Source organism: Bradyrhizobium sp. 160, assembly GCF_023073735.1.
Classification (GTDB): Bacteria; Pseudomonadota; Alphaproteobacteria; order Rhizobiales; family Xanthobacteraceae; genus Bradyrhizobium.
Map to the genome: position 1 here is coordinate 323580 of NZ_JADPKD010000057.1, position 12959 is coordinate 336538.

Sequence of the window (12959 nt, forward strand, 5' to 3'; positions counted from 1 at the left end):
GGATAAGAAAAATGCCGCTCGCCGGGAAAGGCATGCTGCTGACGTCGATGAACATCGAGGCGGCCGATGAGGCCGATTTCAACCGCTGGTACGATCGCGAGCATCTGGAAGAGCGCGTCGCGATCGACGGATTCCTCGAGGCGCGGCGCTATGTCGCGCATGCCGCCAATCCCAAATATCTCTGCCTATATACGACCGCCACGCTCGACGTGCTCGACAGCCCGGCCTACCGCGCGCGGCTTGCGAGCCCGACCGACTGGTCGCGGCAGAGCATGGCGCGTTTCAAGGACATGCTCCGCGTCGTCGCGCGCATCACCATCAGCAACGGCACCGGACGCGGCGCCGCGCTCGGCGTGGTGCGGCTGCGGCCGAGGCCCGACAACGCAGCGCCATGGCGTGATGCACTGCAAGACGAGCTGGCGCCGGACGCGCGCGACGGCATCATCTCCATGCACCTCCTGGAGAGCGAGCCCGAATTGTCGGCTGCAACGGCGGAAATTCCAGCGGTACGCCATGAAGGCGCGCGCGACTGGTTCGTGCTGATCGACGGCACCCATGTCGGCGCAGTCTCGGCCGTGATTGCCGAGCGCTTCACCGGCCCCGCCGCGGCACCCTTTCCGCTTCCGATCTCCGTCGGCACCTATTGCTTGATGTGGGACCTCGCGAAGAGTGACATTGCGCGCAGCTAGCGCTCACACGCATTGCAATATGTTGCACCGCACGCACCTCGCGCGCGGCGTTGATGCTGTGCGCGCGTGGCTCCTATGAAAGGCGGTGATCGCGCAAATTTGCCGTTGTACTTCGGAGCCGTTCTAATAAGCTAACCCAATGATGCCATTCAGAAACCAGATCGAGACGCATTAAGCGTCCGCCAAGCTCAAGAAAAGGCCGCGGGGTCTTTGAGCCTGCGCGGACAGGGTAGGAATGAAACCGACCGATATCGCGGCCCCCGACTATTTTCACAAAGTGGTCGATTGCCAATGGGCCTGCCCTGCGCACACCCCGGTTCCCGAATACATCCGACTGATCGCACAAGGCCGCTACAGCGACGCCTACATGATCAATTGGAAATCGAACGTGTTTCCCGGAATTCTGGGACGCACCTGCGACCGTCCATGCGAGCCGGCGTGCCGCCGCGGACGCGTCGAGGAAACTCCGGTCGCGATCTGCCGCCTCAAGCGCGTCGCCGCCGACTTCAAGGACGACATCAAGGCGCGCCTGCCGCGACCCGCGCCGAAGAATGGCAAGCGCGTCGCGCTGGTCGGCGGCGGTCCGGCCTCGCTGACTGTGGCGCGCGATCTTGCGCCGCTCGGCTATCACTGCACCGTGTTCGATGCCGATCCCGAAGCGGGCGGCATGATGCGCACGCAGATCCCGAAATTCCGCCTGCCCAATTCCGTGATCGACGAGGAGACCGGCTACATCCTGGGTCTCGGCGTCGAGTTTAGAGGCGGCCATCGCATCGATAGCATGAAGGCGCTGCTTGCGGAGAAATACGACGCGATCTTCGTCGGCTCCGGCGCGCCGCGCGGCCGCGAGCTCGACATTCCCGGCCGGAAAGAGGCAGCCGCCAACATCCATATCGGAATCGAGTGGCTGGCCTCGGTGTCGTTCGGTCATACCGACAAGGTCGGCAAGCGCGTGATCGTGCTCGGCGGCGGCAATACCGCGATGGATTGCTGCCGCACCGCGCGCCGCCTCGGCGGCGAAGACGTCAAGGTCGTCGTGCGCTCCGGCTTCGAGGAAATGAAGGCCTCGCCCTGGGAAAAGGAGGACGCGCTCCACGAGGACATCCCGATCCTCAACTTCCTCGTTCCCGTCGCCTTCATCCACGACAATGGCAAGCTCACCGGCATCACCTTTCAGAAGGTGAAGGCCGAATACGACGCCAACGGCCGCCGCAACCTCGTTCCGTCGGGTGAGCCCGACCAGACCTTCGAATGCGACGACGTCCTGGTCGCCGTCGGCCAGGAGAACGCCTTTCCCTGGATCGAGCAGGATTGCGGCATCGAGTTCGACAAATGGCACATGCCCAAGGTCGATCCGAAGACCTTCGTCTCGACCAATCCAAAAGTCTTCTTCGGCGGCGATGCGGCGTTCGGCCCGAAGAACATCATCTGGGCGGTCGCGCACGGCCATGATGCCGCGCTGTCGATCCACAAGATGCTCTCGGGCGAGGCTATCGAAGATCGCCCGCTGCCGAAGGTGCACGTCTCCTCGCAGAAGATGGGCATCCACGAATGGAGCTATGACAACGACATCTCCATCGACAAGCGCTTCAAGGTGCCGCATCGCGACAAGGTCGTCGCGCTGAAGGACATCCGTGCCGAGGTCGAGCTCGGCTACGACGTCAAGCTCGCGCTCGGCGAGGCGCATCGCTGCCTGAACTGCGACGTGCAGACCGTGTTCTCGACCTCGCTCTGCATCGAGTGCGATGCCTGCGCCGACATCTGCCCGATGGATTGCATTACCTTCACTGATAACGGCGAGGAAAGCGACCTGCGCCAGCGCCTGAAGGCCCCCGCGCCGCATCCCGACCAGGACCTCTACGTCTCCTCGGATCTCAAGACCGGGCGCGTGATGGTGAAGGACGAGGATGTCTGCCTGCATTGCGGGCTGTGCGCGGAGCGTTGTCCCACCGGCGCCTGGGACATGCAGAAATATTTCATCGAGATGACCCACGCAGGTTCAGCATGCCCGACAAAAAGCCGATCAGCAGCGTAAACGACTTCGTCGTCCGCTTTGCCAACGTCAACGGCTCGGGCTCGGCCAGCGCCAACGAGATGTTCGCGCGCGCGATCCTGCGCCACGGCGTTCCGGTCTCCCCACGCAACATCTTCCCCTCCAACATCCAGGGCCTGCCGACCTGGTACGAGGTGCGGGTGACGGAAGACGGCCATCTCGGCGCCCGCGGCGGCGTCGACATGATGGTGGCGATGAACCCACAGACCTGGGACAAGGACGTCGCGGGCATCGAGCCCGGCGGCTATCTGTTCTATGATTCCACCAAGCCGATGCCGTCGACCAAATTCCGCGACGACATCACCGTGATCGGCGTGCCGCTCACCGCGATCACCAACTCGACCTACACCGATCCGCGCCAGCGCCAGCTGTTCAAGAACATCATCTATCTCGGCGCACTCAGCGCGCTGCTCGACATGGATCCGAAGCTGATCGAGCAGCTGATCGGCGAACAGTACAAGGGCAAGGAGAAGCTCTTGTCCTCCAACGTCCACGCGCTGCATCTCGGCCGCGACTGGGCACTCCAGAACCTGAAATGCCCGATCGGGCTGCGCGTGAAGAAATCGGACAAGGTCGGCGATCGCATCTTCATAGAGGGCAACAGCGCCGCCGCGCTCGGCGCCGTCTATGGTGGCGCCACGGTGTGCGCCTGGTATCCGATCACGCCGTCGTCATCGGTGGCGGAGGCCTTCACCGCCCATTGCAAGAAGTACCGGCATGATCCTGAAACCGGCAAGGCGAAATACGCGATCGTGCAGGGCGAGGACGAGCTGGCTTCGATCGGTATCGTCATTGGCGCCTCCTGGAACGGCGCGCGCGCCTTCACCGCGACCTCGGGCCCCGGCATCTCCTTGATGACCGAGTTCATCGGCCTCTCATATTTCGCCGAGATTCCGGCCGTGATCATGAACATCCAGCGCGCCGGCCCCTCCACGGGCATGCCGACCCGGACCCAGCAATGCGACATCATCGCTTGTGCCTATGCTTCGCATGGTGACACCAAGCATGTGCTGCTATTCCCGGAAGATCCGGCGGAAGCGTTCGAGTTCGCGGCTGCCGCGTTCGACCTCGCCGAGCGGCTCCAGACCACGATCTTCCTGATGCTCGATCTCGACATCGGCATGAACCACCGCCTCTGCCGTCCGCTGAAGTGGGACGATTCAAGGCAATACGACCGCGGCAAGGTGATGACCGCGGAAATGCTGGAGGAAGGCCGCGATTTCGGCCGCTATCTCGACGTCGACGGCGATGGCATCCCCTACCGCACCTATCCCGGCACACATCCGACCAAGGGCTCCTACTTCACCCGCGGCACCTCGCGTGACCGTTATGCGCGCTATTCCGAGGAAGGCACGGTTTATGCCGACAACATGCAGCGCCTGGTCCGCAAGTTCGAGACCGCGCAAGACCTGGTCCCACGGCCACTGCAGGCCAATGCGGAACGGCCGACCAAATACGGCGTGATCTATTTCGGCTCGACCTCGCCGGCGATGGACGAAGCCATCGGGCTGTTGGAAGCGCGCGGGCATCAGCTCGACCGCCTGCGCATCCGCGCCTTCCCGTTCCACTCCAGCGTCGCCAGCTTCCTCGCCGAGCACGACTTCGTCTACGTGGTCGAGCAGAACCGCGACAGCCAGCTGCGCCAGCTCATCGTCAACGAGAACGGCATCGACCCGGTCCGGCTCGTGCCGATCGTGCATTACGACGGCACCCCGATCACCGCCCGCTTTATCGCAAAAGCCATTGGCGACCATCAGGATCACCTCAAGGTGACCCCGCTCCGCAAGGCCGTGTCATGACCTACATTGCTAAGCCGAAATTCCATCATCCCGGATTGAAGCAGAACGAGCTCGGCTACACCCGCCGCGATTACGAAGGCAAGATTTCGACGCTGTGCGCCGGCTGCGGCCACGATTCGATCACCGCATCGATCATCGAGGCCTGCTATGAGCTCTCGATCGAGCCGCATCGGGTCGCAAAAATCTCCGGCATCGGCTGCTCATCGAAGACGCCGGACTATTTCCTCGGCAACTCGCACGGCTTTAACTCCGTGCACGGCCGCATGCCCAGCGTGCTGACCGGCGCCAACCTCGCCAACCGCGATTTGATCTATCTCGGCGTCTCCGGCGACGGCGATTCCGCCTCGATCGGCTTCGGCCAGTTCGCGCATTCGATCCGGCGCGGCGTCAACATGACCTATATCGTCGAGAACAACGGCGTCTATGGCCTGACCAAGGGCCAGTTCTCGGCGACGGCAGACCGTGGCTCGAAATCCAAGAAGGGCGTCACCAACACCGACAACGCCATCGACCTCGTCGCGATTGCGCTGCAACTCGGAGCCACCTTCGTCGCGCGCTCGTTCTCCGGCGACAAGAGCCAGCTCGTGCCGCTGATCGCGGCCGCAATCCGGCACAAGGGCGCCTCCTTCATCGACGTCATCAGCCCCTGCATCGCCTTCAACAATCACGCCGGCTCGACCAAGAGCTTCGACTATGTCCGGGAGCACAACGACGCGGTGAACCGGCTCGACGTGCTGGTCGGCCGCGATCCGATCGCGGTGGACTATGCGCCGGGCACGGTGCAGCTGGTCGAGCAGCATGACGGCACCAAGATCGCCCTGCGCAAGATCGATGCCGATTACGACCCGCACGACCGTCTCGGCGCGATGACGTTCCTGCAGAAGCACGCCGCCAAAGGCCAAATCGTCACCGGCCTGCTCTATGTCGACCCGGACGCAGACGATCTGCACGAGCACCTCAACACCGTCGAGACGCCGCTCAACTCGCTGGAGGCGGATACGCTGTGCCCGGGCTCGGCAGTGCTGGACAAGATCAACGCCAGCCTGCGGTGATCACTTACTCCGCGCCGAGACGGTCGGCCGGACGCGTATCGTGATCTTCTCCGACGCGACGGGGGGCTCGAACGGATAGTGCTTGGCATCGCCGAGCACCAATTGGAGTGTGTGAGTCCCCGGCGGAAGGTCGAGCATGGTTTCGGTCTGCCCTGCGCCGAAATGCAAGTGCGACTTATCCTGCGGGATCGGCTCCTTGGGATCGATGGGATCGTTGACGTCGACCAGCAGATGGTGATGACCGGCGTTTTGGTAGTCGTCGCCGGCATGCGTCACGCCCATGTTGCGCAAGCCGAATCGGACCCAGAATGCACCGCGAATCTTTTGCCCGTCGCGCGGCGTGATGAAGTACAGCTTTGCATCCTTGGGCGCGGCCTTGCCCTGCGCACAGGCTGCGCCCGGGAGCAATGTGATCGCCGCCGCCAGTGCGACACAGGAAATGATCTTCATCAAATTGACTCCAGTACTTACGGACTGAGTGCGACACGGAATCCATGCGTGGGGTAACGGACATTGGTGTCGTAACCATCGCGATTTGACGGCCGCACATACCTTGAGTCGTTCTTCCAAGAGCCCGACCGCAGGACATGAGAGCTACAATCTCCGCTGCTCCACGCCGAGCCGTCGCTCGGCGCGCCCTGATAGGTCCTGTGCCAGCAGTCCTCGACCCACTGATCGATGCCGCCGCCCATGTCATAGAGCCCGAATGGATTCGGCTTGAAGCTGCCGACCTTGGCCGGCTGCTCGGCCGCAAGATCACCGCAATCCTTGCACCCGGCCATGCCCGGCTGAAGCTTGTCGCCCCACCAATATTTCGTCTGCGTTCCGCCGCGCGCCGCATATTCCCATTCGGCTTCGCTCGGAAGCCGGTAGGGCTTCTTCGCCGCCTGCGCAAGCCACGTGACATATTGCTGCGCATCGGTCCAGCTCACATTGCTGACCGGGGCATCGTCCTTGCCGGTGGCCGTGAATCCGCAGGCCTTGGCGGCGGCGCATTCGTTCCACTCCTGCACCGTCACGGGATATTTGCCGATCGAGAACGGCTTGACCGTGACCTGGTGGACAGGCCGTTCGGTCGGATCGTCATTGCTTCCCATCGCGAAGCTGCCGCCGCGAATGGCGATCATCTCGGGTTCGCGCGGCGGCGCCACCGATGGGCTCGGTGCCGGTGACGGCGATGCAGCCAATGACGGAGATGGTTGCGGCGTCTGGGTCGCCGCCTCGCGCGGCAGCGGCTGGGGGATCGGTGACGCCGCCGGAGAAGCGGTTGGCGTGGCGGCCTGCTCGTCGATCCTGCCGGGCTGCGCCAAGAAATACCAGAGCACGCCCGTGGCGATCACCATGACGGTAATGCTCAGGAGGAAGATCAGGACATTCTCGCGCCGGCCTCGCGTCCTGCCGACAGCATCTGCGTCCGGCAGCACGCGATAGACGCGCACCGGATCGGTGATGTTCTTGACCTTGCGGTCCCCAAGCGACTCATAGCCGCACACCACCTTGTGCTTGATCTGCTCGTAGATCGCGCCCGAAATATAGACCTGACCGGGCTCGGCAATGCCCTCAATGCGTGTGGCAATGTTGACGCCATCGCCGTAGACATCGTCCGGCTCTACGATCACGTCGCCGAGATTGACGCCAATTCGGTATTCGAGCCGCGAATGCTTCGGAAGCGAGGCGTTGCGGCCGAGGAGGTTTTGTTGAATGACAATGCTGCATCGAACGGCCTCGACAGGACTGTCGAAAATGGCGATGAAACCATCGCCCGTCGTCTTCACCAGACTTCCGTGGTGCTCGACGATGCTGGGCTGGATGATATCCCGCTCGATCCGCTTGACCCGGGCATGCGTTCCCTCCTCGTCAGCCTGCATCATGCGGCTGTAGGAGGCGATGTCACCGACGATGATCGCCGCGAGACGACGAGGCATGGGGCCGTGCGGGGGCGGCCCATCCTGATTTCCGGATCTGAAGTTGCGAATTTCGCCCATTGCGGGGGGACTCCACAAACTCACAAGGCAGCCCCAGCTTACGACAGCCAAGGCCGTCGTTCTGTGAAGGCTACCACATTGACGAACCGAGACAATGTCGCAGCAATCGCCAGCATCGAGTTCCGAAGGATCGAACCGCAACACCGCTTGAACCTTCTTGATCCCGTCGATGACTAAGACCCGGCGCGAAAGCACAGGATCGAGTTCGCGCCCGGATGGTCCGCACGAGCGACTTGCGCAGCTTGAATGCGGTGCGCCTCGCCTGCGTCTAACAGACAGCAGTTCTGTCCTGCTGCGGTCGAGTTGTCACGCGCTCGAGGCCATCATGAAGTTCTCCATCGTTGCTGCCCTGCCTTTGGCTGCGCTGAGCAGCGTCGCCCGTGCCGACGAGGTCGACGACATCCGTGAGGCCAGCAAGGCCGAAGCCGAAACCTTCAATGCGCGCATGTATGCCGGCGCGCCCGGCAACAAGGCCTATGCCTGCTTCGTGCGGCGCTACGATGCCGAGCACCTGGCGCGGCACCCGAAGCAGAAGGTCGCCGCGATGAAGCTGCTGATCTCCGCGGAGGTCGACAAGGAGGACAAGGAGCTCCACAACTCCTTCCGCCTCGGCTTCAGGTACCGTCACCGCTCCGGCGATTTCGATTCCAGCGGTTCGTGTAACCACGCCGTGTTCACCAAGAGCGGTAACGAGGTGCGCCTCGGCTGCGGCGTCGACTGCGAGGGCGGCGGCATCGGTGTTGCGCTGTCGAAGGATGACAAGTCGGCAATCGTGCGGCTCGAACGGGTGCGAGTCTGGCAGAAGAACAAGCCGGACCACGATGCTGAACAATCGCTGGTGGCCGGCGCGGACGACAGGACTCTCCTGCAAGCGCAAGCGGGAGAAGTTAGAGGGAGCGCCCGGTGCCGCCTTCTGACTCATTCGCATCGCACTTGACCGCAGCGCACTTGACACATCCATAACTCTATGGTTATGAATCCATCATAACTTATGAGTTATGGATCCTCCATGTCCGCCGCTCACGACCTCCTGTTCAGGACGCTGGCCGATCCGACGCGGCGGGCGATCTTCGAGCGGCTGTGCCGCGAGGGCGAGCAGACGGTGGGGGCGCTGACCGCGCGATCCGGGGTGTCCCAGCCGGCGGTCTCGAAACATCTCGGCGCTTTGAAGCAGGCCGGGCTGGTGCGCGACCGCCACGAGGGACGCCAGACCCATTACAGCGCGCGTCCCGGCGCGCTCAATCCGCTGATCGACTGGACCAGCCAGATGGCCGGCTTCTGGCAGAGGCGGCTCGACGCCCTCGACGATCTCCTGAAGAGGATGGACCAATGAACGAAGCCTCAAGCGAAACGCGCTCCGTGGTGATCGAGCGCGAATTTGCCGCCCCGGCGGAGCGAATCTGGCGCGCGCTGACGCAGCCGCATCTGATCGAAGAATGGCTGATGAAGAACGACTTCAAGCCCGTCGTCGGCCACCGCTTCAATCTTCGCGGCGAATGGGGCGGCGTGCTGGATTGCGAGGTGCTCACTATCGAGCCGCAAAAGACGCTCGCCTACACCTGGAATTTTTCGCATCAGGATGCAGCGTTCGACCTGAAAAGCGTCGTGACCTTCACGCTGACGCCGACGGGCGCAGGCACTCATTTGCGTGTCGAGCAGGCGGGCTTCAGCCCGACGCAGAAGCAGGCTTATGGCGGCGCGCATGCCGGCTGGAAGCAGTTCTTTGCCAAGCTGGACGAGCTGCTGGCGCGGGCAGGCTAGCTCCGTCGGCGTCCATCCCGATCCATTTCAAAAGGAGGTCCCAATGAGCACGCATATCTGGATTCGACAGATTCATCGTTGGCTGTCGATGGCTTTCACGCTCGCCGTCATCGCGAACATCATCGCCATGGCCATGCAGGTCCAGGCGCTCTGGATCGGCTTCCTGGCGCTCGTCCCGCTCATTCCGTTGCTTGCGACCGGGCTATATTTGTTTGCGCTGCCCTATGTCAGCCGCAGCAACGCGTGAACGAGGCGAGATGATGAAAAACGTTGGCAGCGCGAAGAAGCACAGCACGGCAGACTCGACTGAAGCTTCACCCTCCAAGCTGATCGACGGCAGGATCAAGGAGCTCGGCGACTGGCGCGGCGAGGTGCTGGGGCGAATTCGCGAGCTCATCAAGGAGGCCGATCCTGATGTCGTCGAGGAGTGGAAGTGGCGCGGCGTTCCCGTGTGGGAGCACGACGGCATCATCTGCACCGGCGAGACCTACAAGGCTGTGGTGAAGATGACGTTCGCCAGGGGCGCGGCGCTGGAGGATCCGGCGGGCCTGTTCAATTCCAGCCTCGACGGAAACGTGCGGCGTGCGATCGATATTCGCCAGGGCGAGAAGCTCAACGAGAAAGCGTTGAAGGCACTGATCCGCGCGGCGGTGGAGCTGAATGCGAGCAAGATGAAGAAGAGACCGATGAAGCGGCCGGCTTAGAATACAACGGTCCATGTTGGTCACTTGAGCAGCCGCGGGCTCGCTTCAACTTCGCCGGCGTCTAGCTGAGTCTCAGCCAATCAGGCGTCGCGCGTACCAAACCGCCTCAGGCCGCAGCAGTGATCGGGCGCGGGCTCACGACATATTCGCGCAGGACCTTGTCGTTGGCATCGACCTCGATCAGTGCGACGTCGTACGTCCAGAGATCGGCCAGGTGCTGGAGCACGCGCTTGGCGTCGGTCTCGTTGAGCTGCGAGCCTTTGATGACGTGGTGATGCAGGATCAGCCGGCGGTCGCCGGAGAGATCGACGTCGACGACCTCGATATTGGCGTCGATGTAGCCGACATCGTGCTGCCGTGCCAGCTCGCGGCGCACGCGGCGGAAGCCGCGCTCATCGTGGATGGCGTCGACCCGGATCCCCGCGCGCTCCTCGGGATCGTCATGCAGGTGGAACATGCGGAAGTGCCGCATCAGCTTCGGGCTCAGGAACTGGCCGACGAAGCTCTCGTCGCGGTAATTGGCCCAGACGTCGCGCAGCACGCCCATCACGTCATTCTTGCCGGCTATATCGGGAAACCATTCGCGATCCTCGTCTTCCGGCCTGGTGACGATGCGCTCGATGTCCTGCATCATGGCGAAGCCGAGCGCATAGGGATTGAAGCCGGAGAAGCGCGGATCATCGAATTCTGGCTGGAACACCACGTTGGTGTGCGACCCCAGGAATTCGAGGAAGTTGCCGTCGGTGATGCGGCCCTGCTCGTGCAACTTGGTCATGATGCGGTAGTGGACGTAGGTCGCCGTCCCCTCGTTCATGACCTTGGTCTGGCTCTGCGGATAGAAATACTGCGCGATGTGGCGGACGATGCGCAGCAATTCGCGCTGCCACGGCGCCAGCCGCGGTGCGCTTTTCTCCAGGAAGTACAGCAAATTCTCCTGCGGCAAGCCGAGCAGCTTGCGGCGGCGTTCGACGCTGAGTGCGGACCGGCTCTTGGCGGCCCCCTTCGGAACCGTGCGCCAGAGATCGTTGAAGACCTCCTCCTCATGCTGACGGCGGCGCCCTGCCCGCTTCTCTTCGGCGCGCAAATCGAGCTTCTTCTTGCCGGGATAGCGGTCGATACCGTGCGACATCAGCGCGTGCGCAGCGTCGAGCGTCCGCTCGACCTCGATGCGGCCGTAGCGCTCCTCGCAGCTCGCGACATAATTCTTGGCGAAGTCGAGATAATCCAGGATGCCGTCGGCGTCGGTCCACTGCTTGAACAGATAATTGTTCTTGAAGAAGTGGTTGTGGCCGAAGGCCGCGTGCGCGATCACCAGCGTCTGCATCGTCGCCGTGTTCTCCTCCATCAGGTAGGAGATGCAGGGCGAGGAGTTGATCACGATCTCGTAGGCGAGCCCCATCAGGCCCTTGCGATAGGAGGCCTCATGAAACGCAAAATGCTTGCCGAACGACCAGTGCTTGTAGAACAACGGCATGCCGACCGACGAATACGCGTCCAGCATCTGCTCGGCGGTGATGACCTCGATCTGGTTCGGATAGACGTCGAGCCCGAGATCCTGCAACGCCACCTCCTCGCAGGCATCGGTGATACGCTGCAAGGTGTGGAAATCCCAATCCGCGCCTTCGAACAAGCGTTCCGTCATGGAGCGGCCTTCTCCTGGCTGGTTTCGCGGCGTTGGAACAGGTCATGGAACACCGGAAAGATCTCGCTGCGCTCCGAGACCTTGCGCATCGAGAGCGGTGCGCCGCTGCTGCGCAGGCGCTCGTAAAGGGTCCAGAGCGAGGAGTCGGAGAGATCGAAGGCACTGCCGCCGGACTCGCCGACCTCGAGATAGGCAAAGAACTGACAGACCGGCAGGATCTTGTCGGTCAGCAGCAGGCCCGTGAGCTCGCCGTCGGAATAGGAATTGTCGCCGTCGGAGGCTTGCGCGGCATAGATGTTCCAGTCCGCCGGATTGAAGCGCTCGCGCACGATCTCGTGCATCGCCTGGAGCGCGCTGGAGACCAGCGTGCCGCCCGAGGCCGGGCCGTAGAAAAAGGTCTGCTCGTCGACCTCCTCGGCGCGGTCGGTGTGGCGGATGAAAACGATCTCGACATGCTTGTAGCGGCGCTTCAGAAACACGTAGAGCAGCATGTAGAAGCGCTTGGCGAGATCCTTCATGTGCTCGGACATCGAGCCCGAGACGTCCATCAGGCAGAACATCACCGCCTGCGCCACCGGCCGCGGCACCGTCTCGAAGCGGCGGTAGCGGATGTCGAGCGGGTCGATGAAGGGGATGCGCTTGGATTTCGCCTTGAGCTTTGCGAGCTTGTCGAGCAACTCGACGCGAACGTCCTCGTCGGTGCAGGCGGCGATCTCGGCCTCCAGCTCCTCGATCTCGCTCTTGCGGGGACGCCGGAGCGCGATGCGGCGGGCGAGCGCGAGCTGAACCGTCCGGCTCACCGAGATGTTGGCCGGCGAGCCCGAGGTGGTGTAGCCGGCGCGCTGGATGCCCTCGCTCTCGGTTTGCGCGATCTTGCGCTTGGCAAGATCGGGCAGTTCGAGGTCGTCGAGGAAAAGGTCGACGAACTCGTCGCGGCTCAGCACGAAGCGGAAGGCGTCCTCGCTGTCGCCCTCGCCTGGACCGGAATCCTTGGCGCTGCCCTGGCCCGAGCGCTGGAGATAGTCGCCCTCGACGAACTTCTTGTTTCCAGGCAGCACCATGTCGCGCGTGCCGCCCTCCCGGCGGAAGCGCGGCTCGTGCATTCCGTCGAGCGGGATCGTGACCTCACCACCCTCCAGGACGTCCTTGATGTCGCGTTCCTGCGAGGTCTTCTTGACGGCGCCCTGCACCAGGGATTTGGCCCGACGCAAGAACCGCTGCCGGTTCTCAAGACTCTTGCCGCCTGGATTCAGGCGCCTGTCAATAATGTGAAT

General features: G+C 62.9%; 13 protein-coding genes. 9 read left to right on the forward strand and 4 right to left on the reverse strand.

Annotation, left to right across the window (positions count from 1 at the left end; all coding sequences use genetic code 11):
* The first annotated feature begins 11 nt into the window (after nucleotides 1-11).
* The 4 genes from IVA98_RS24380 (at nucleotide 12) to IVA98_RS24395 (ending at nucleotide 5593) form a co-directional block, all read left to right on the forward strand.
* Nucleotides 12-689, forward strand: coding sequence for a DUF4286 family protein (locus tag IVA98_RS24380; RefSeq protein ID WP_247355649.1), 678 nt, complete (start codon nucleotides 12-14; stop codon nucleotides 687-689).
* 235 nt (nucleotides 690-924) lie between these two features.
* Nucleotides 925-2724, forward strand: a complete 1800-nt coding sequence (locus IVA98_RS24385) for an FAD-dependent oxidoreductase (protein WP_247295975.1) — start codon at nucleotides 925-927, stop codon at nucleotides 2722-2724.
* Entirely contained in the window at nucleotides 2694-4541 is a 1848-nt protein-coding gene (locus IVA98_RS24390; protein WP_247295973.1) for a 2-oxoacid:acceptor oxidoreductase subunit alpha, read from the forward strand. The genes IVA98_RS24385 and IVA98_RS24390 overlap by 31 nt, the downstream gene beginning before the upstream one ends.
* The gene (locus IVA98_RS24395; RefSeq protein WP_247295971.1) at nucleotides 4538-5593 is read left to right on the forward strand and encodes a 2-oxoacid:ferredoxin oxidoreductase subunit beta; all 1056 of its coding nucleotides are present in this window, start codon (nucleotides 4538-4540) and stop codon (nucleotides 5591-5593) included. Before IVA98_RS24390 ends, IVA98_RS24395 begins: the two co-directional genes overlap by 4 nt.
* Here IVA98_RS24395 and IVA98_RS24400 read toward each other — a convergent pair whose 3' ends face one another.
* Together IVA98_RS24400 and IVA98_RS24405 are read right to left on the reverse strand one after the other, a co-directional pair.
* Nucleotides 5594-6043, reverse strand: coding sequence for a DUF4399 domain-containing protein (locus IVA98_RS24400; RefSeq protein ID WP_247295969.1), 450 nt, complete (start codon nucleotides 6041-6043; stop codon nucleotides 5594-5596).
* A 17-nt stretch (nucleotides 6044-6060) separates the two neighbouring features.
* A complete protein-coding gene (locus IVA98_RS24405; RefSeq protein WP_247295967.1) occupies nucleotides 6061-7578 on the reverse strand; it encodes an SUMF1/EgtB/PvdO family nonheme iron enzyme in 1518 nt (505 codons plus the stop codon).
* A gap of 325 nt (nucleotides 7579-7903) precedes the next feature.
* On the opposite strand from IVA98_RS24405, the gene IVA98_RS24410 reads away from it, so the two are divergent.
* The 5 genes from IVA98_RS24410 (at nucleotide 7904) to IVA98_RS24430 (ending at nucleotide 10043) form a co-directional block, all read left to right on the forward strand.
* Entirely contained in the window at nucleotides 7904-8515 is a 612-nt protein-coding gene (locus IVA98_RS24410; protein WP_247295965.1) for a hypothetical protein, read from the forward strand.
* 72 nt (nucleotides 8516-8587) lie between these two features.
* A complete protein-coding gene (locus IVA98_RS24415; protein WP_247295962.1) occupies nucleotides 8588-8911 on the forward strand; it encodes an ArsR/SmtB family transcription factor in 324 nt (107 codons plus the stop codon).
* Complete coding sequence (locus IVA98_RS24420; protein WP_247295960.1) at nucleotides 8908-9339, forward strand: SRPBCC family protein; 432 nt, start codon at nucleotides 8908-8910, stop codon at nucleotides 9337-9339. The genes IVA98_RS24415 and IVA98_RS24420 overlap by 4 nt, the downstream gene beginning before the upstream one ends.
* Before the next feature lie 43 nt (nucleotides 9340-9382).
* Nucleotides 9383-9586 carry a hypothetical protein gene (locus tag IVA98_RS24425; RefSeq protein WP_247355650.1) on the forward strand — a complete coding sequence of 68 codons (204 nt, stop codon included), beginning with the start codon at nucleotides 9383-9385 and terminating at the stop codon, nucleotides 9584-9586.
* 13 nt (nucleotides 9587-9599) lie between these two features.
* Entirely contained in the window at nucleotides 9600-10043 is a 444-nt protein-coding gene (locus IVA98_RS24430; protein ID WP_247296123.1) for a DUF1801 domain-containing protein, read from the forward strand.
* A 106-nt stretch (nucleotides 10044-10149) separates the two neighbouring features.
* On the opposite strand, the gene IVA98_RS24435 is transcribed toward IVA98_RS24430, so the two are convergent.
* Together IVA98_RS24435 and IVA98_RS24440 are read right to left on the reverse strand one after the other, a co-directional pair.
* The gene (locus IVA98_RS24435; protein WP_247295956.1) at nucleotides 10150-11685 is read right to left on the reverse strand and encodes a SpoVR family protein; all 1536 of its coding nucleotides are present in this window, start codon (nucleotides 11683-11685) and stop codon (nucleotides 10150-10152) included.
* A complete protein-coding gene (locus IVA98_RS24440) occupies nucleotides 11682-12959 on the reverse strand; it encodes a YeaH/YhbH family protein (protein ID WP_247296121.1) in 1278 nt (425 codons plus the stop codon). Before IVA98_RS24440 ends, IVA98_RS24435 begins: the two co-directional genes overlap by 4 nt.